Below are 19,637 nucleotides of genomic sequence, written 5' to 3' on the forward strand. Positions count from 1 at the left end.
GCAAGGAGGAGAAAAATGAAAAAGAAAATGTTTGGTATCGCTGCTTTCACACTATTGGTTTTAAGTGCCTGCAGTACCACGAGTTCCACGACGGATTCTGGACAGCAAGAGGAGCAAGGCGCCGTGGCGCAAGAGATTCAAGTATCAACCGCTGGCGCCTTATCGACCCTTGATAGCGGGCAATACACGGATGTCAACAGTTCCGATATGATCGGACAAGTGGCAGAAGGGTTATACCGTCTGGATCAAGAGGGGGATCCTGAGCTTGCGATGGCCGCTGAAGAGCCTACGGTATCAGAAGATAGACTGGTTTATACCTTCACCATTCGTGATGCAAAATGGAGCAATGGCGATCCTGTTACAGCGGATGATTTTGTCTACGCCTTTCAATATGTTGCCAATCCAGAGAACGGTTCTAGCAGTAGCAATCAAATGGATGTGTTGAAAAATGGCAGTCAAGTGCGTCAAGGGGACGCTGAGGTGAGTGAGTTAGGTGCCAAAGCATTGGACCAGCAGACGTTAGAGCTAACATTGACAAGTCCAATCTCATATCTGGATCAAATTCTGGTCGGGACACCTTTTATGCCAAAAAACCAAGCGTTTGCTGAAGAAAAAGGCGCCGATTATGGGTTATCAGCGGAAAATTTTGTCGGCAACGGCCCATTCTTGATCGAAGGGTGGAATGGAACCAACGAATCATGGACGTTAACGAAAAATCCTGATTATTGGGATGCTGAGAATGTCCAATTGACCAAGATCGACGTGCAAGTAGTGAAGGAAACGGCAACTGGTGTGAGCCTTTTTGAAACAGGGGAACTGGACTACACCACCTTGACAGATACTTACGCACAGCAATATCAAAACTCAGACCAAGCCAACTATGTGCCAAAGGCGCTGGTGGGGTATTTAAGTGCCAACCAAAAACGAGAAGTCACAGGCAATGTCAAAGTACGTCAAGCAATTTTACAAGCCATCGACAAAGAGGCATTTGCCGAAAATATCTTAGGTGATGGGTCCACTGCATTGAACGGCTTTGTGCCAAGCAACTTTGCCAAAGATCCTGAAACAGACCAAGATTTTCGTGAAGAGAATGGCGATTTACTGCCGTACGATTTAACAGCCGCACAAGCGCTTTGGGCGCAAGCCAAAGAAGAGCTAGGACAAGACGAGATTACCTTGGAGTTGCTATCGGCAGATACAGCAGCAGCCAAGAAAACCATCGAATTTGTCCAAGGACAGTTAGAAACTAATTTGCCTGGATTAACCATCGATGCCAAGTCGATTCCTTTACAAAACCGCTTGGACTTGCAATCCCAAGGTGAATTTGATCTCGTCTTTGGGACTTGGACACCAGATTACGCGGATCCAATCAACTTCTTAGAATTTTATGATTCGACAGGTGGCTTGAATACCTCTGGGTATGCCAGTGAAAGTTACGACCAAGGGTTAGCAGAAGCACGGACGACTTTAGCAAACGACCCAGCTGCCCGTTGGGACTTATTGAAAGAACTCGAAAAGCAATTGATCGTTGAAGATACAGCCGTTTTGCCGTTATATCAAGGAGCGGTGGCGTATTTGAAAACGGATCGCTTGCAAGGGGTGCAAGTGTTTCCTTTTGGACGAACAGTATCCTATCGCCTAGCATCTGTCACAGAATAAACAGGTAGTAAGAAAACAGAGGAACTTTTTTTCAACCAATTGTGCTGATCAAACAGCGCTTGTTGAAAAGAGGGGCATCTGTTTTTTAATTTTTGCCAAAATCCTTGCAACTCTTGGGATAAAACAGGAATTCGTTTTCAAAAAAAGGTTGTTAAAAAGGACTGTTCTGACATTCGCATTTTTAGAAAAGTCAATCTTTTTTAAAGAAAATTAATAAAAGTTGTTGCATTCTCAGAAACTTATCTGTAAAGTGTTAGGTGTAGTCAGCAAAATAAAAAGAGAAGGAGGGATTACGATGCAAAAAGTATTTGATAAAAAAACAACTAAATTGAATAAAGTGAATCCCTCATTCGGTAACCATTAGTGTACAGATAATGTCTATAATAACGACGTTTATGCTCTGTCCTTTTTCCGAAGGGACAGAGCTTTTTTGTGTACTTTTTTAGAATGTGAGGGATAAAACATGAAGTATGTATTAAAACAATTAACAACGTATTTTAAAGAACATAAGGTGCGCTATACCTTTGTATTCGTCTTTATGGTGATCGCTAGTGCGATGTATGTTGCACCGATCTATATTCTGCGCTTGTTCATCGATGCGTTGATTCAAGATAATTTTGATTACTCCGTACTGATCCAATATGTGAGCCTCTTCGCGGGAGCTATCTTGTTAGGATATTTGGCGGAATTTGTTTGGACGTTTAATTTATTTATTGGTTCCTACGATTTGCAAAAACAATTACGGGAACAATTGATGAGCCACTTTCTCAAAATGGGGGCGCCGTTTTACCATCGTTTCCGAACAGGTGATTTAATGACTCGTTCCAGTGACGATGTCCAAGTGATGGGGATGACCGTTGGGTATGGTCTGATGGTTTTCTTAAATACTAGTTTGTATCTAAGCTTTATCGTAGCGATGATGGCTGGGACGGTTTCTTGGTTATTGACCTTGATTGCCTTGATTCCAATGCCGCTTTTAGCCTATTACATTTTCAAATGGGGCTCGCAAGTCGATAAGGCGTTTACGGAAGCGCAGAATTCTGTTTCTGAGATGAACAGTGAAGTGTTGGAGATCATTGATGGCATTCGGGTCGTCCGAGCTTATGGACTAGAAGGAGCCACCACGGAACAGTTTCAAAAGAAAACACTGGAAACACGAGCAAAAAACAATATCGTTTCTGAGATCGATTCCCGTTTTGGGCCGCTGATTACCATCATCTTAGCGATCAGTTTTGTGATGAGCTTTGGTGTCGGGGCGTTTCTTGTTGCTAACCAAACGATCACCATTGGTGCGATGGTTTCTTTCCAAGTGTATTTGACAATGGTCGTTTGGCCGATGATCTCAGCAGGAGATCTTGTGAATGTGATGCAGCAAGGTGCTGCATCCTGGCGTCGGATCAATGAAGTGCTGCAGACAGGGGATGAATTAGAAACGCCAGGCGAAGCCGACCTGCAAGCCATCAATACGATCCGTTTTGAAGCATACCATTTCCAATACCCACAAGCAGCTCGCTATGTGTTAGAAGGACTGGATTTGACGATCACTCGTGGAGAAGTCTTAGGGATCGTTGGGAAGACCGGCAGCGGAAAAACGACGCTGCTAAGACAATTCGGTCACCGCTATCCATACTCTGATCAAGTACCCTTGATCAATGAGCAGCCCTTGACGGCCTATCAAACAACAGCCGTGCGCAACCACTTTGCAGAAGTACCGCAAGAACATACCTTGTTTTCACGAACGATTCGCGAGAACTTGTTATTCGGACAGCCAGACGCTTCCGAAGAAGTATTGTGGGAAGCCCTGGAAGCTGCTTGCTTTAGCGAAGACATCAAGCGGATGCCAGAAGGGCTCGAAACGATTGTCGGTGAGAAAGGCGTTTCCCTTTCTGGTGGACAAAAACAACGCTTGTCCTTAGCACGGGCGTTTTTACGAAACAGTGAAGTCCTCTTACTGGATGATGCCCTTTCGGCAGTTGATGCCAAAACGGAACAAGCCATCATCACGAATTTGAAAACGATGAAGCAGGCACCGACCTCCATTATCGTGACCCATCGATTGTCCGCCATCACCGAAGCGGATCAAATCATCGTCTTAGAAGACGGACGGATCACACAGCGTGGTACCCATCAGGAGTTGATCGAAACCCCAGGGTGGTACCAAGAACAGTATTACCATCAACAGTTAAAGGAGGACGATACAAGTGTTCTCAACGATTAAGCGCTTGCTCACGTATTTGAGCTATTATAAAAAACAATTTACCGTGGGCGCGATCTTGCTGTTGCTGGCAGCAGCGCTCGAACTGACTTCACCACTGATTGCCAAACAGCTGATCGACCGAGTGATGACACCGGCGGTTGACAGCAGAAACCTAAATACGATGCTTTTGATCCAATTACTCGCTGGGTATTTGCTGGTCAATTTGATTGGTTCCCTTTTTCGTTATATCAGCTTGCTACAATTGCGAAAAATGTCCAACAGTATCGTCAAAAAAATGCGAGATCAGCTTTTTGATCATATGCACAAATTACCGGTTTCTTACTTTGACCAGATTCCAGCCGGCAAGGTCGTCGCACGGATCACGAATGACACCGAAGTCTTGCGGTCGAATTTCTACGTGATCGTGATCAGTAATTTGTTAAGCAACATCATCCAAATCATTGGTGCGTTTATTGCATTATTTCTTTTGAATCGCACCTTAGGAGCAGCGATGCTTATTTTGATCCCGATTCTGGGCATCTGGCAGCATTTTTATACCAAATATGCCTCTCGTTACAATTTAGCAATGCGGGAGTATATCTCACAAATCAGTGGGCAGTTAAATGAATTTGTCCAAGGAATGGCGATCATCCAAGCCTTCCAACGAGAAAAGCAGTTGCAGAAAGAATTTAATGAAACAGTAGAGAAATGGTTCAAAACTGGACGGAAATACCTCTTGCTCGATTCAAGTATCGCTTGGGGATTAGGCAATTTGTTGCGAAATTCAACGATCTTGATTTTGATCACGACCTTGGCCGCCTTTTTCCTTGATGGCCGCTTGGCGATCTCAGCAGGCTTGCTGTATGCCTTTATTGATTACATCAACCGCCTGTATGATCCCATCGAAGGGCTTGTCCAAACCATCACCAACGTGCAGCAATCATTAGCTGCTGGACAGCGGGTCTTTGAGTTTGCTGATCAGCCGGTTGAAAAACAACAAAGTGATCAGCTGACTGTCACGAATGGCGATGTTTCTTTCCAACAGGTGACCTTTGGCTATGATCCTGAGCAAGCGATCTTGCACGATATCAACTTTGACGTTGCCGCAGGAGAGACCATTGCTTTAGTCGGTCATACTGGTTCTGGAAAATCGAGTATTTTGAACCTGTTGTTCCGTTTTTATGATCCACAGCAGGGAAAAATCGTTGTGGATGGACAAGTGATCGCTGATTATGATCGTCATAGTTTAAGAGATTCAATGGCGATCGTCATGCAAGATCCCTATCTATTTACTGGAACGATCGCCAGCAACATCGGAATGAACGATCCAATGATCACCGAAGCGATGATTATCGATGCCTTGAAACAAGTCGGCGCTGACTACCTTTTGAGCCGTTATGAAAAAGGCATCCATCATCCAGTCGTTGAAAAAGGCAATGAGTTTTCTAGTGGAGAACGTCAGCTGATCAGTTTCGCCCGTGCGCTGGTGTTTGATCCAAAAATCTTGATTCTGGATGAAGCGACGAGCCATGTGGACACTGAAACAGAGTCCATCATTCAAAAGGCGATGACCGTCTTGCAAAAAGGACGGACGACCTTCATGATCGCTCACCGTTTGTCAACGATCAAACAAGCCGATCAAATCTTGGTCCTAGACCAAGGGAAGATCGTGGAAAGGGGAACCCATGCGAGTCTTGTCCAAGGGCAAGGAATCTATCAGCAAATGTATCAAATGCAGGCAGAACAGCTGTAATCAGCGGTGATTGCCGACAACGTTAACCGTAAAAGAAAATCCTTGAGCCTCCTGCATGGGAAGTGGCTCAAGGATTTTTAATATAATGCGAAGGTGCAGCCAATCATCTATGGGGAGTAGGAAGAGGAGGCCTTCGCTTATATATCAGTAGGAAAAGCTGTAAGATGATGCCGTAATTTTGCTAAGAAACGCTCGCCGATCACTGATAACGGGCGAGCGTTCTTTTTAATGAGGATGATCTCACCCTCGGACGCGTCGATCAAAGGAAGAAAAGCCAAGCCTTGGCGTTCTGGTTGGGCAACGATCCCCGAGCCGGTTCCATAAAGATCCGTCTGCTGTAATAGCTGGACCATCGTGCCTCGATCGCTGACATGCACCACTTGAGGGCTTGGAGCAAAGTCGATCAAATCTTCGGAAAAAAACGAATAGCGTTCATCTTCTTGCAAAAAGCGTACTTGTGGATAAGGGGCGAGATGTCTTAAGGAAAGCTGCCTTTTTTCTGTCAAGGGATGAGCCGCTCGCAAAAAGACATGGGGGCGAAACCGTCCCAACGCCTCGAAGGACAATTGGGCGCCTTGCAGAAGTCGTTCCAACCCTGCTTGGTTTTGCTCATTTAAATAAAGGATCCCAAATTCACTTCGATATTGCTGCACGTCCGTGATTACCTTTAAGGTCGTGGTTTCTAAAAGGCGAAACTGGCGACAGTCGGGAAATTCCTGCAGCAGCTCACTGAAAATTCCAGCCGTGAAATCATAGTGCTGGCTTGCGATAGTGAAGGTTTGATTCGCTGCTTGCTTGCTGGAAAAACGTGTTTGCAGCTGCGCCACTTGACTCAAGATCGGCTGGGCATGGTCTAGAAATTCCGAGCCTTCAGCAGTCAAGCGGGCGCCTTGATTCGTACGCTCAAAAAGCTGGACCTCCAATTCTGTTTCCAACTCTTTCACGGCTTGGGAAAGACTTGGCTGCGAAAGATACAGCCGTTTTGCTGCTTCACGAAAACTTCCATGGTCAGCGATCGCTTGCACGATCCGCATTTGTTGAATATTCAATTTTTGACCTCCTTTACAAAGATTTCGACAGGGAAGGGTCCACCAATCAATAGTAGTCAGTTCTTTTACTTCTATAATAATAGAAGCTTCTTTAAAAAATAAGACGACAGTTGCTGCTTATTGCTACTTTTCAAGCGGTCATTGCAATTCCTCAGGAATAAACCAATAATCCGTTTGATTCTCTTCTGCCAGCAGTTCTTTAAAGGCTTCAGAATGATAAGCTGCCACCACTGCCTGTGCCCAATCACTATCTTTATTGGCTTCTTTTACCGTTGCCACCAGTTCATATTCTTGCAAAATGTCTTCACTTAATAGGCTTTCCTCTGCAGCGATTCCAGCACTATAAACGATGCTGCCGGGAATCACCGCATAGTCTAAATCTGCTAAGCTGCGGGGGATTTGGGCAGAATCCATCTCGACGATGTCCAGGTCATAAGGATTGTTAGTAATGTTTCTCAAAGTCGCGGCAATGGGCGCCACTTCGGAGTCAAGCTCGATCCAGCCGGCTTTTTGTAGCAGCAACAGGGCACGGGTACTATTTGACGGATCATTGGGGATCCCGATGGTATCGTTTGCTTCAATCGCTGTTAAACTGTCCTTTCTGCCAGGATACAAGCCGGCTGGAACGGTAGGAATCGGTGTGATACCCACTAAATCGGCATCCGTGTTTTCATTGAAGTTTTCTAAATAGGCGGTGTGCTGATCGACGTTTAAGTCGATCTCGCCATCGTTCAATGCAATGTCCGCTTCCAAGACCCCAGTAAAGCCAATATCCGTCACAGTATAGCCAGCTTCTTCTAAAATCGGTTTGATTCCTTTGAGAAATAGTTCACTGTAAGGCCCTGGTGTCGTCCCCAATCTGATTTCTGTCTGCTGTTCCTCGGCATTTCCCGTTACTTCTTCTTGATTGCCACAACCGGCAAATAAAACTAAGGACAATAAACCAATGCCCACACCCAATCGAATCTTTCGTTTCATAACTTTTCCTCCTTTTTTATAAAAAAAGCCTTCCCAAAGAATAGTCTTTGGGAAGGACGATCATTTCGCGGTACCACCTTCGTTTGTTTTTTGCTGAAACAAAAAACCTCAGTCAGTTCATCAAATAAACTGCATTGCGCTATCGGGCTTTCTCCGTCGGGGATTGTTCGTCCACGAATGCTCAAAGGTCATCTTCGGATCTTCTTCCTTACTCGTTTCCACCAGTTCCGAGTTCTCTTGAAAGAAAGGGGGGATCGTACTCTTCTTCTCACTGCATGTGTATGAAATTAGTAGTATCTTAGAACAAGATGAGAAAGTTGTCAATTGCTTTCGTGATAGGTGATTCCAATCACTACGCAGGTAGAAGGGGAACAAATGGACAAGGGCAAGAATAGACCTAAAAAGCAGATGAATGGTCGAAATCGCTTGGTTGGGTTAGAATCGAAACACAAAACAAAAAAAGAGGCGAGCAAATGAAATTACTTTTGATTGGACATACCGGCACACTTGGGCAGCTTTTAGCTGAAGGCTTTCAGCAGGTACCAGAGGTGGAGCTGATCACGGCTAGCCGTAGCAATGGCGATCATCAGGTCGAAATTGCGGATGCAGCCAGTGTCAGCCAGCTATTTGCAGCTACTGGGAAAGTGGATGCTATTGTTTCCGCTGCGGGAAGCACAGTGTTTAAACCCTTTGAGGAATTGACGCCAGCTGATATTCAACAGTCGGTGGCTTCGAAGCTACAAGGACAAGTCAACCTTGCGTTGATTGGCCAGCAGTTTCTCAATGAAGGCGGTAGTATCACACTGACTTCTGGAATTATCAAAGACGAATTTATCCCAATGGGCACGCCTTCAGCACTGGTCAATGGCGGTTTAGAAGCCTTCGTGGCATCGGCAGCTTTTGAGATCGGTCATGGGCTACGAATCAATGCAGTCAGTCCCAATGCGCTTGTGGGTTCTTGGGAAACCTTCGCCGATTCTTTTAAAGGCTTTATTCCCGTTGGTGACGCACCCGTTTTTGCAGCGTATCAAAAAGCAGTTTTTGGGATCATGACTGGCAAAACTTTCACCGTTTATTAAGAAAAGCAGAAGTAGCAAAAACCGCCAAATCACAGCTGACTTGGCGGTTTTTTGTTCTGCTGAAAAAGAGGCAGCAAACAGTTAAGAAGAGAGCATTTGGGTTTTCAACTTGGGCATTTCTGCTTTAAGTTGTTGGCGAGCAAAAGCCAAGTCATTGATCCAAGAAGCAATCGCTTCTTTTTCTAAGAACAGAGGCATTCGATCATGGACCGGTTCAACAGAATCGTTCGCGGCAGTCGTTAGAATGATTGATTCGGTTTCGATCTGATCCTCTTTTTGAAGGATGCGATAAAAACCAGCGGCATAAATCACGTGATCTTGCGAAAAGAGGAACTTTTCCTTTTCATGATTCCATTCATAGAAACCAGACATTGGAAAGACACAGCGATGCTCTTGGAAAGGTTTGCGAAAAGTCGGTTTCTCTTCAACGGTCTCAGAACGCGCATTGATCATCAAATGCCCTTTTTTAAAGCCGGTAAAGCCCCATCTTGTCACACCAGCTACAACTTGTTGTTGTTGATTTGCACCGATGGTTACGACATGATTGGAAGGGAAAACATCATTGACAGCGACAGTCTGTTGGCGCTTGCGGGCTTTCGCCGCGGCTTCTTGATAATATTCTGACAATTCGCCAGTTGTTGGGTCAAATAAGTATCGGCCGCACATGGACGGGTCACTCCTTTTTTTGGATTGGCTGGTGCCTTTGTTTCAGTATAAAGACTCAAGGCGTCAAAACCAACTAACTTGCTTCACTTCTCGATTCAACAAGAAAAGGATCATAAACATATGTAAAAAGTCAGGAGTATCGCTTGATTTGCTGGAAATCAGATAACAAAAAAAGGCAGTCACCTACTGAGGTTGACAGCCTTTTTTATTCTAGTTGGTTAGCCAATTTTTTTAACTCTCCCGCCGATTTTATTTGCGAAACGTTCAGCATCTTCTCTGCAAGTATAGGTCAATGCAATTGTTTTGTCCCGTGTTCTTTTTCCTTCGGCGGTTAGATAACCATGAAAGATTTTAATCGCATACAATAGATAAACACCTCCTTATCCTTGGTAATAATAACAAATTTACCGCTTACATTCAATAGATATAGTAAAAGTTTATTTTTTGTTAGTTATTTTATTAAGAATTTATTCAAAGGTTTAAGAAACGATTGAAGGAGAAAGTAAGGGGTGGTGGAATAGACCAATGATTGCTGTTAAAAGGAATAAGCTCCTGGGAAAAAGAGGCATGTTTCTGAATTTCCATCAAATAAAGAAACTGACAACTGCTTGAATTATTCTTTTGCTGCACCAATCGAATAGACCAATCCACGAGGATCAAAATTGCCGAAAGAAAACCTATGATAATGCATAGCTGCCAAACAGGGAATCCATCGTAAGGGATAGGGGCAAGTACGAAAAGGGAAGAGTGGTCCAAACTAAGCACCTGTTTCTGTATTTTTTGATCAAAGAAAAACACCAGACCTTGTGCTTTCACAAGATCTGGTGTTTCATCAATTACGCCGATAAACAAATCGCCCATCAAATACGGTCGCTTCAACGGTCGTTTGAAGCAATTCTTCGGCGGTCAAAGGTAAGATGTTTTGGGACAAAATACAAAGATCGGCTAAACAGCCAACTTCTAATCGCCCGATATCTTGCCGACTCAAGGCTTTGGCGGCGCCTGCGGTGTGGGCATAGAGGGCATCGGCGATGGAGATTTTTTCTTGCGGCATCAATCCGCCTGCTGGCTGGCCGTTTTTCTCTTGCCGAGCAACCGCATAATACAGCGAGTCTAAAGGGGGCACGTCGATCACGACCGGCGTATCAGTCCCAAAAGCCAAGGTTGCGCCTTGCTCTAGAAAGGACTGAAAAGGAAACATTTGACTGGCACGCTGAGGTCCTACTTCTTCATCGAGGGTCTCATAACCGACTAATAAATGGCTAGGCTGTACGGAGAGTACCAATTGTTCTTGGCGAACTAGTGGCAGATCAGCGGCATCCATCACTTCCAAGTGTTCCAAGGTATTGGCTTTGCCTTTAGAAAGCGGGTGAGCAGCAGCACTTTCTTGATAAAAGAGGAGTGCTTGTCGAATCGCTTCATCACCGATGGTATGGATGCGCATCGGCCAGTCTTGCTGGTTGGCTTGTAAAATAAAGCGACGCATCCGTTGAACATCGATCAACGGCATCCCGACATCACCGGCAAAATACGGTGTTTCATATTCCGCTTTTAAAAAAGCCGTGTGCGTACTCGTCACGCCGTCAAAAAATTGTTTGACGCCGCCCATCTGTACTTTTTCGGAGCGATAAGTACGGTAAGTTTCTTTTAGTTGCGTGATGTCTTCTCGCATGGCTGGATAAAAGACAGCGCGCAAGGTCGCTTCTGCTTCTGTTTGTCGATAAAGAGTGGGATAGACTAGATCGTCCCAGCTTTCTCCTGTCAAGGCAACATCGCCGATCGTCGTGATGCCGTATTGATTGAGCTGTTTCATATAGGTCAGAAAAGCAGCAGGGCTTTGTGCTTGAAACGACTGTAAGACCTTTGCTAAATAATGAATGGCGATCGCTTCTAAAAAGCAGCCGCTTAATTGTCCGCTGTTTTCGTCAAGTAGTGCCTCCCCACTGATCCCTGCTGGTAAGTTCTCGGGTGTGATCCCTAAAGCAGCGATCCCTTGGCTATTCAACCAAATACTGTGGGCATCACCGGAAATCAGCATGACAGGCGTGTCGGCACAATAGTTGTCGATCGAATCTTTCGTCGGGTAGACTTGCTGACCGAAATCACTGCTGAACCAGCCGATGCCAATTTTCCATCCATGGGTGATGGGCAAGGCGGGCACTTGCTGGGCAACGGCTTCTTCTGTCATTCCCGTAAGATGGGTCAATGCCCCTTGATGGAGTAATGCGGAAAGATAAAAATGAACATGAGCATCAATAAAGCCTGGGATGATCATTTGTTCTTTGAGATCAATGACCTGGGTGTCTTCCGCAAGTGTTGGCAGCGCTGAAAGAGGACCTACAGCCGTGATTTTCTGGTCTTCTATCAAGAGAAAGCCCGCAAAAGTCGTTTTCGTTTTGGTATCAAAGATGTGTTCAGATTTTAGTAATAGTGACAATTATAATCCCAACTTCCATTCAAGGAAAAGGTCGTTGTAAAGCTCAACCGCTTCTTTTCCTAAGTATTCATAATGTTCCATTTGTTCCATCGCACTTGGCTCAGGGTAGAAAGCTTTGTCAGCAGTCAGTTCTGCTGGCAGCATGGCTTTGGCCGTTTCACTCGGCGTGGCATAGCCCACGTATTCGGCATTTTGTGCGGCATTTTCTGGGCGGAGCATAAAGTTGATGAAGGCGTAAGCTCCTTCAAGATTACCAACGGTTTTCGGGATCGCAAAATTGTCTGTCCAAATCGCACCGCCGTCATTGGGAACGATATAGGTGACGGCAGGATTTTCCGCCATCACATAAGCGGCATCGCCCGAATACCCGATTCCTAAAGGGGCATCGTTGTTGATCATCAAGGTTTTGATCTCGTCGGTCAAAACTGCTTTGACATTGGGACGGATACTTTCCAGCTTCTTCAAGGCTTTGGCGACCTTGGTCGGGTCTTTTTCGTTTTGGGAAAGACCGAGCGTCTGTAACGCGATTCCTAAGGTTTCGCGAGCACCATCCACCATCAATACATCATTTTTAAATGCAGGGTCCCATAAATCACTCCAGCCATGGATCGAAGAAACATCGACTTCTTCAGTATTTGCCATGATTCCGATCGTGCCCCAAAAATAGGGGATCGAATAGGTATTGTCCGGATCAAAGGCTTGATCCATCAAAAAAGGCGACAGATCTTCCGTTCCCGTCAATTTCTGATGATCTAAAGGCACTAACAGTCCTTCTTCGATCATTTTCGGAATGATCGATTCGCTAGGGAAAACCAAATCATAGCGCGAGCCGCCTTGCTTGATTTTCGTTTCCATCGCTTCGTTGGAGTCAAATGTATTATAAATCACTGAGTAACCAGTCTCAGTTTCGAATGTTTTGATCAATTCGGGGTCAATATATTCGCCCCAATTGTAAATAATCACTGTATTTTTGTCGGACGACGTTGCTGCCCCCGATTCTTTCGTTAACACCGAAGCACCGAAAAACAGCAATGCGGTGATGCCGATCACACCGCCAAAAAATACCCACAACCTTTTCAATTCATCAATTCCTTCTTTCTTTACAATTTCGTATTTCTTGAGTAGCGTAATTGATTTTTAAAGAAAAGGCAATAAAAAAATGAAGAAAAAATAAACCCGTTTCTTTCAAGGCTTAGCAGGAGGAACGGCCAGGTGGCTGGGGCAGTTTCCAAACATATCATTTGTCAAATTTCTTCCTTTTGCCTAAGCTAGGGAAGTGAGAAATCAAGGGATGGAAAAACAGGAACCTCTCTTTGATGAAGAATGAATGTAAGGAGTGAAGCATCAATGGAAACACGTGCTGTCGTTATTGAAGCCTATGGTGGAAAAGACCAATTAAAAGAAGCAACGGTCCAATTACCAGAATTAAAAGCAAATCAATTATTAGTCAAAGTTGCCGCAACATCCATCAACCCAATCGATTGGAAATTAAGAGAAGGCTATTTGAAACAAATGTTTCCATGGGACTTCCCAATTATTTTAGGCTGGGATGTCGCAGGGAATATCGTAGAAATAGGCGCTGACGTGACAGAATTCAAAGTTGGTGATGCAATCTATGCCCGTCCTGAAACGACTCGTTTTGGGACGTATGCTGATTATGCCATCGTGGATGCTGAGTTAGCAGCGATCAAACCAGAAAACCAAAACTACGCAGAAGCAGCTGCAGTGCCATTAGCTGGTTTGACTGCTTACCAAGCGTTGTTTGAACACGGTCGTTTAAAAGAAGGGGAAAAAGTCTTGATCCATGCCGGAGCAGGCGGAGTTGGCACCTATGCGATCCAACTAGCAAAAGCAGCTGGCGCTTACGTCATCACGACGGCTAGTCCTCGTAACCATGAGTTATTACAAAAACTTGGTGCCGATGAGATCATCGATTACCACACGACAGATTTTGAAGAAGTCTTGCAAGACATCGATTTGGTCTTTGATACGATGGGGGGCGACACCCAGAAGAAAAGTTTCACTGTCTTAAAACCTAAGGGCCGTCTGATCTCGATTTTGAGTATTGAAGATGAAGACTTGGCAAAAGAAAAAGACATCTTCGCCAAAGCAATTTGGTTACGAACCAACGGCAAACAATTGGCAGAATTGACAGAGCTGATCGAAGCAGAAAAAGTCAACAGTGTCATCGGTGCAACCTTCCCATTGACAGCACAAGGGATTTACGATGCCCACGCATTGAGTGAGACACACCATGCGGTCGGCAAGATCGTTATTGAAAATCAAGACAATTTCATCAGCCAAGACGCAGAATAAAGGAGGCTGAACCGATGCGCTTATGGCATGAAGCACTGATCCCTGCTTTGCCTCGGCAGCAGCTGTTAGGCCAGCATCGTGAAGCAGCAGCCTTACGAGGGTTAGGCTGGGGCAAGAGGCACGCAACGGTCGATTACGTTTTTACTCATCCGCCCTATAAATTGTTTCAATACCATCAGTTAGTGCTGGATGAAATGACCCGTCGAGGCTATCGGCCAGCACCTGAATGGTACGATCCAGCGTATCGTGGCAAAAATCTGCCGCTGGAACCCTCGGTTCAAGCCGTTCCTTTGACTACGCCGATCTATCCAGAACATGATGAAGCATACTTTGAAGAATGCTTAGTGAATCTCCATAGTAAGGGGATCTATCTTTAAAGACCAAACACTTTCCTGAATTTTTGTTCGGGAAAGTGTTTTTTTCGCTTTAAAATCGCTAACTTACAAAAAGTAAGCATATTGTTCGCAACTTTTTTTGTTCCTTGTTATAGTGAGAACAGAGAATCAGTAATGAGAAATGAGGAAAAGAAAATGACCATCAATCACAGAAATCTTGAATTTGGGTTAGATACGTTTGGCGATCTAGCCTTTGATGATACAACGAAAGAACGGATCAGTTACAGCGAATCGTTGCGCAATATCGTAGCGGAAGGAAAATTAGCCGATGAAGTCGGCATCGATGTCATTGCCTTAGGGGAGCACCATCGGGAAGAATATTCGATCTCAAGTCCTGATACGGTACTAGCGGCTTTAGCGATGGTTACCAAAACCATCAAATTAGGTACCGGTGTAACTGTCTTGAGTTCGGATGATCCCGTGCGGGTCTACGAACGGTTTGCGACCGTTGACGCGTTGTCGAACGGTCGTGCACAAATCATGCTGGGACGAGGATCTTTTACTGAATCATTCCCTCTATTCGGCTATGACTTGCAAGATTATGAAGAACTATTTGAAGAAAAAACAGCGATGTTTAGTGAACTGAGAAAAGGCAAACCATTAACTTGGGAAGGCAAGTTCACGCAATCCTTAAAAAATGCCGACGTTTTTCCAAAAATCGAGGGACATCAATTAGATACCTATGTGGGTGTCGGTGGAACCCCTGAATCGATCATTCGTGCCGTCCGTTATGGGTTTCCCGTTATGTTAGCGATCATCGGTGGCGAACCTGCTCGTTTTGCGCCGTATGTTGATCTGTATAAAAAGGCAGCGCAGCAATTGGGGCAACCAATTCTGCCAATCGGCATGCACTCCCATGGTGTGATCGCCGACACCGACGAAGAAGCCTATGAAATCGGCTGGAACTACATCAAAAAGAGCATGGACAAAATCGGTCTTGATCGCGGCTGGCCAGCCATGAGCAAAGAGCGCTTTGACTTTGAAGTCGAACATGGTTCTTACTATGTAGGCAGTCCAGAAACCGTGGCGCAAAAAATTGCCCGTATGATGCCGCAAGTCGGTGTAGAACGTTTTGATCTGGTTTACGGTACAGGCGGACAGCTGCAAAAAGACCGTTTCAAAACGATTGAATTGTATGGAACCAAAGTGATTCCACGGGTGAAAGAATTGTTGGCAGCAGGTGATGGCAATGCCTAAAACCATCGGTATTTTAGGCGCAGGCAAGTTAGGATTAGCGCTCGCAAATCTTGGTGCCCAGGCGGGCTATCGGGTCTTGATCGCCAGTACGAAGCCAGCAGAAAAAATCGCCTTGTCCGTTTCTGTGTTGGCTCCGGGAGCGATCGCAAAAAATGCCGCTGAAGTGATGACAGAAGCCCAAACGATCATTTTGGCAATCCCGTTGAGTAAGTACCAACAGCTGCCAGCAGAAGCTTTGGCTGGTAAGCTAGTGATCGATGCCATGAATTATTGGTGGGAAGTCGATGGCAAAGAAACAGAATACTCATCCATCGAGCAGACTTCTTCGGAACGTGTGCAACGCTATTTTTCCCAAAGTAAAGTAGTCAAAGGATTCAATCATATGGGGTACCACGATATCCAAGAGGAATCCTTGCTGACGAGAACGGCTGCTCAAGGAACTGCCAAAAAAGCCATCGCCATTGCTGGTGATGACCAAACCGCCCTTGATCAGACAGCCGAAATCGTTGCCGCTTTCGGCTTTGATCCCTTTCCTATCGGTGCTTTAGCTAATGGCATCATGTTAGAACCCGGCAGTCCTTTCTTTGGTGCCAATCAAACCAAAGAGGGATTGACGGCATTGATGAAGGAGTTTTGGAGCAGTGAGAAAGGGCAAGCGTTTCTGACGCGTTCTGCCACTGTGAATAATGAGCAGCCGGCTCTCCAGTAAAAGAGCCGGCTCCACGTACGGCTGGATACGATAAAAACAACCCTCTTCTCAAAAAAGAAGAGGGTTTTTCCCATCCAGTCAAATCAGCACGTGGTCGCTAAAAAATACAATGTGATTGTTACGATTGTGATTCGTAAGCAGTGGTTGTTACGTTTACGTCTCTGCCAGACGTTCCATAGTGTACATATCAGCCTGTACCTGCTTTGTGCTCGCCTTTGACACCCACCCATGTTTGTTAAAGATCGACTAGCCAGTTGGTTTGTTGGATCTTTCCATCTAATTCTCGCAGCTGTTTGGCGGTCGCATTCAATTGCTCCGTTAGCGTTTTTGTATCGATCATGCGCACCAGTCGAATTTCGTTGCGACCCATTCGGGGAGCTGCTTTGGTTTCATCCAGTGCTTGCGTTAGCAGTGCATGCTTACGGCGCAGCTGTTCTCGCTGTTCTAGTGCTTCCATCAGCAATAACGCACTATCTGCTACAGAGGCAGTCGCATTTTTCCGATTGATGGCTACGACTAATTCGGAATACTGTTGATTGATCTCATCGTATTCCTTGAATAATTCTGTAATACTGCGATCCAAGGTATCGCCTTCTTGGACTAACACACTGCTAAAGATTTCGTTGCGCAATTGAAACAGACGATTGTTCAAATCTCGTCTTAAAAGTAACGCTTCTGCTAATTTCATTTTGGCACACTCCTTTTTTACAAATGAGAAGGCTTATCTAGTTCTTATCCTAGAGAAGAACCTGACGAAAGGCAAGCAAGACGCAAAACAAGCTCTGATAGAAAAATCATAAAAAACTGAATATTCGCAATTCTTGTTGACTTCCAAAAACACCAATAGTATACTTTAAAACAATCATGAAATAGACAAAAAAACGTCATTTACCTGTTTTTTAGATAAAAAGAAAGACGATGAAGAGAAGAGTAGCTTTGGAATCTGTTAGAAGAGAACCCGGATGGTGAGAAAGGGCAGCAGAAAAAAAGTGAAGATGAGCTCTGAGTGATCTGATTTGTTCACGCAAATCAGACGGAAAGCAGCCGTTACCGTGCCAAGTATCTTAGCGTACTGTTGAGGTGCCATTTGTGAGAATGGTGCGAAAAAGGGTGGTAACACGAAAATCTCGTCCCTTTGTTTGTCAAAGTTGATAAGCAAAGGGATGAGGTTTTTTCTTTTTATCGTTGAATGCGTTTTTTGCTGTCATGAAAAACACTTGCGTTGGTTGCGCAATCACATAGGAGGAAGAATGAAAATGATCTGGAAGAAGCGTTTATTGGTTGCAGCAGGAGTGATTGGGTTGACCCTTTCTGGCTGCACGACAACAGGAAATACCGAGGGATCAGAGGCTGAAACTAATGGAGCGCCGAATCAAGCGATTGCGGTGAGTCTACCAGCTGAGCTGACGACTCTCGATACGACCCAAACGACGGATAAAGCAACGTTTACCATCGTACAACATTTATTCGAAGGGCTTTATCGTTTCGATGAAAACAGCGAACCAGTTCCAGGCTTGGCAGAAGGAGTCGAAATCAGTGAAGATGGCAAAACCTATACCTTTACCTTGCGAGAGGATGCGAAGTGGAGCAATGGCGAAGCGATCACTTCGGCTGACTTTGCTTATGCGTGGAAAAAGTTAGTTGATCCAGCAACGATGGGACCAAATGCCTATTTGTTGGATAATGTAGTCAATAGTAAAGACATTCGTGAAGGCAATGCAGACGTAGAAACGATTGGTCTGGAAACCCCAGATGACGCGACCTTTATCGTGCAGTTGGCGCAGCCGCAGCCTTCCTTTTTATCCTTGATTTCCATCGGCTGGTTGGCACCGCAAAATCAAGCCTTTGTTGAAGAAAAAGGCGAGACCTATGCACGGACAAGTGAGGATTTGTTGTATTCTGGTCCCTTTACTTTAACCGATTGGCAACAGACTGGAGATGAGTGGACGCTAGTGAAAAACGACCAATACTACGATGCTGATGTCGTTCAATTGGAGGAGATCAAAGGCTCCACCATCAAAGAAGAAAATACGGGGATCCAATTGTTTGAAAGCGGCGACCTTGATTTGCAAAAAATCAGCGGGATCTACGTCCAACACTACGGGGACAATGAAGAACTAGTTACGCAAAACGATGTGGCGAACTTTTTCTTAGACTTCAATAAAACCGCCAACGATGCCTTAGGAAATGTTCATGTGCGTAAAGCGATCGCGTTGGCGATCGACAAAGAAAGTCTCGTGGATAATGTGTTGAACGATGGAGCGAAAGTTTTAAATGGATTGATCCCTACCGGCTTAGCTGCGAATCCAAATACTGGCGAAGATTTTCGAGCATATAGCGGTGATTACAACCTGTATGATTTAGAGGCTGCCAAGGAAGAGTGGGAAAAAGCCCAAGCGGAAATTGGCGAAAGTACGACGCTGCGTTTATTAGTGACAGATGATGACAATGGTCAAAAAATCGGGGAGTACTTGCAAAGCCAACTCCAAGAAAACTTGCCAGGCTTGTCGATCTCCATAAACAAACAGCCACGTGCCAGCTTGAATCAATCAAGAGCAAATAGTGATTACGAGCTTTCCGTTTCTGGTTGGATCGCTGGAAGCAGTGACATGGATATGTTCTTTATCTTATACAAAACCGGCGCTTCCTTTAACTACGGCGGCTATGTCAATGAAGAATATACGGCGTTGACGGAAGATGCGCGCACCGTTCATGCCAATGACCCCGATCAATATTTTGAAGATTACAAAGCGGCAGAAGAAATTTTATTGGAACAAGATGCTGCGCAAGTCCCTCTTTACCAAAGTGCTTCAAATTATCTGATCAAATCAAAGGTAAAAGACATCCAATTCCCAGCTTATGGCGCGCATTTCTTTTTCCGCACCGCCTATGTTAGTGAATAAGGGGAAAAATAGTTGAATGAAACGCGCATGTTTATTCGATGAACATGCGCGTTTTGCAACAAAAAAAGCAGTTCAGAAAGCTGAACTGCTAAATGCGGAAGATGGGAGTTGAACCCACACGAGATAAACTCACACGCGCCTGAAGCGTGCGCGTCTGCCATTCCGCCACTTCCGCATAAGATAAAGATAATCCTTTCTAGGAAGAAATGCAAGTCCAATCTCACAAAAAGGAGCCCGCCAGCGGGGACTGGCGGGATAGGAGTAAAAATGAAAAAGTGTTAGGGTTGTTTGTTGGTATG

General features: G+C 45.0%; 17 protein-coding genes, 1 tRNA gene and 1 other annotated feature. Of the genes, 9 read left to right on the forward strand and 9 right to left on the reverse strand.

Going from position 1 to position 19,637, the window contains the following annotated elements; genetic code table 11:
• Positions 1-15 precede the first annotated feature (15 nt).
• The 3 genes from A5870_RS04570 to A5870_RS04580 all read left to right on the forward strand — a co-directional run bounded on the left by A5870_RS04570 (position 16) and on the right by A5870_RS04580 (position 5,609).
• Positions 16-1,659: a peptide ABC transporter substrate-binding protein gene (locus A5870_RS04570; protein WP_086291949.1), complete on the forward strand. Its 1,644-nt coding sequence runs from the start codon at positions 16-18 to the stop codon at positions 1,657-1,659.
• Positions 1,660-2,122: 463 nt separating this feature from the next.
• On the forward strand, positions 2,123-3,877 hold the full coding sequence (locus tag A5870_RS04575; protein ID WP_077452853.1) for an ABC transporter ATP-binding protein: 1,755 nt from the start codon (positions 2,123-2,125) through the stop codon (positions 3,875-3,877).
• The gene (locus A5870_RS04580; RefSeq protein ID WP_086291950.1) at positions 3,861-5,609 is read left to right on the forward strand and encodes an ABC transporter ATP-binding protein; all 1,749 of its coding nucleotides are present in this window, start codon (positions 3,861-3,863) and stop codon (positions 5,607-5,609) included. The genes A5870_RS04575 and A5870_RS04580 overlap by 17 nt, the downstream gene beginning before the upstream one ends.
• Positions 5,610-5,746: 137 nt before the next feature.
• Here the strand turns inward: A5870_RS04580 and A5870_RS04585 are convergent, their stop codons facing one another.
• Positions 5,747-6,658, reverse strand: coding sequence for a LysR family transcriptional regulator (locus A5870_RS04585; RefSeq protein WP_086291951.1), 912 nt, complete (start codon positions 6,656-6,658; stop codon positions 5,747-5,749).
• 138 nt (positions 6,659-6,796) lie between these two features.
• Entirely contained in the window at positions 6,797-7,636 is an 840-nt protein-coding gene (locus tag A5870_RS04590) for a MetQ/NlpA family ABC transporter substrate-binding protein (RefSeq protein ID WP_086291952.1), read from the reverse strand.
• 49 nt (positions 7,637-7,685) lie between these two features.
• Positions 7,686-7,917 (reverse strand) — a binding site (T-box leader).
• A gap of 192 nt (positions 7,918-8,109) precedes the next feature.
• Between A5870_RS04590 and A5870_RS04595 the strand changes: the two genes are divergently transcribed.
• Positions 8,110-8,715, forward strand: a complete 606-nt coding sequence (locus tag A5870_RS04595; RefSeq protein WP_086291953.1) for a short chain dehydrogenase — start codon at positions 8,110-8,112, stop codon at positions 8,713-8,715.
• Between the two features lie 81 nt (positions 8,716-8,796).
• Here the strand turns inward: A5870_RS04595 and A5870_RS04600 are convergent, their stop codons facing one another.
• The 5 genes from A5870_RS04600 to A5870_RS04620 all read right to left on the reverse strand — a co-directional run bounded on the left by A5870_RS04600 (position 8,797) and on the right by A5870_RS04620 (position 12,898).
• The gene (locus tag A5870_RS04600) at positions 8,797-9,381 is read right to left on the reverse strand and encodes an SOS response-associated peptidase (RefSeq protein WP_086291954.1); all 585 of its coding nucleotides are present in this window, start codon (positions 9,379-9,381) and stop codon (positions 8,797-8,799) included.
• Between the two features lie 218 nt (positions 9,382-9,599).
• Entirely contained in the window at positions 9,600-9,746 is a 147-nt protein-coding gene (locus tag A5870_RS17280) for a hypothetical protein (protein WP_005234527.1), read from the reverse strand.
• Between the two features lie 106 nt (positions 9,747-9,852).
• The gene (locus tag A5870_RS17540) at positions 9,853-10,242 is read right to left on the reverse strand and encodes a hypothetical protein (RefSeq protein WP_242596056.1); all 390 of its coding nucleotides are present in this window, start codon (positions 10,240-10,242) and stop codon (positions 9,853-9,855) included.
• On the reverse strand, positions 10,214-11,818 hold the full coding sequence (locus tag A5870_RS04615) for an amidohydrolase (RefSeq protein ID WP_086291955.1): 1,605 nt from the start codon (positions 11,816-11,818) through the stop codon (positions 10,214-10,216). Before A5870_RS04615 ends, A5870_RS17540 begins: the two co-directional genes overlap by 29 nt.
• Entirely contained in the window at positions 11,819-12,898 is a 1,080-nt protein-coding gene (locus tag A5870_RS04620) for an ABC transporter substrate-binding protein (protein ID WP_086291956.1), read from the reverse strand. It abuts the gene before it with no gap.
• A 267-nt stretch (positions 12,899-13,165) separates the two neighbouring features.
• On the opposite strand from A5870_RS04620, the gene A5870_RS04625 reads away from it, so the two are divergent.
• The 4 genes from A5870_RS04625 (at position 13,166) to A5870_RS04640 (ending at position 16,435) form a co-directional block, all read left to right on the forward strand.
• A complete protein-coding gene (locus A5870_RS04625; protein WP_086291957.1) occupies positions 13,166-14,134 on the forward strand; it encodes an NADP-dependent oxidoreductase in 969 nt (322 codons plus the stop codon).
• A gap of 14 nt (positions 14,135-14,148) precedes the next feature.
• Positions 14,149-14,511, forward strand: coding sequence for a TIGR02328 family protein (locus A5870_RS04630; RefSeq protein WP_086291958.1), 363 nt, complete (start codon positions 14,149-14,151; stop codon positions 14,509-14,511).
• A gap of 153 nt (positions 14,512-14,664) precedes the next feature.
• Positions 14,665-15,726, forward strand: a complete 1,062-nt coding sequence (locus A5870_RS04635) for an LLM class flavin-dependent oxidoreductase (protein ID WP_015509212.1) — start codon at positions 14,665-14,667, stop codon at positions 15,724-15,726.
• Positions 15,719-16,435: an NADPH-dependent F420 reductase gene (locus tag A5870_RS04640; protein ID WP_086291959.1), complete on the forward strand. Its 717-nt coding sequence runs from the start codon at positions 15,719-15,721 to the stop codon at positions 16,433-16,435. The genes A5870_RS04635 and A5870_RS04640 overlap by 8 nt, the downstream gene beginning before the upstream one ends.
• Before the next feature lie 235 nt (positions 16,436-16,670).
• On the opposite strand, the gene A5870_RS04645 is transcribed toward A5870_RS04640, so the two are convergent.
• Positions 16,671-17,123, reverse strand: a complete 453-nt coding sequence (locus A5870_RS04645) for a DIP1984 family protein (protein WP_086291960.1) — start codon at positions 17,121-17,123, stop codon at positions 16,671-16,673.
• A gap of 562 nt (positions 17,124-17,685) precedes the next feature.
• Between A5870_RS04645 and A5870_RS04650 the strand changes: the two genes are divergently transcribed.
• A complete protein-coding gene (locus A5870_RS04650; RefSeq protein WP_086291961.1) occupies positions 17,686-19,338 on the forward strand; it encodes a peptide ABC transporter substrate-binding protein in 1,653 nt (550 codons plus the stop codon).
• Positions 19,339-19,431: 93 nt separating this feature from the next.
• On the opposite strand, the gene A5870_RS04655 is transcribed toward A5870_RS04650, so the two are convergent.
• Positions 19,432-19,513: transfer RNA gene (locus A5870_RS04655), tRNA-Leu, on the reverse strand.
• Positions 19,514-19,637: the final 124 nt, after the last annotated feature.

Source organism: Enterococcus sp. 2G9_DIV0600, assembly GCF_002140615.1.
GTDB classification, from domain to species: domain Bacteria; phylum Bacillota; class Bacilli; order Lactobacillales; family Enterococcaceae; genus Enterococcus_D; species Enterococcus_D innesii.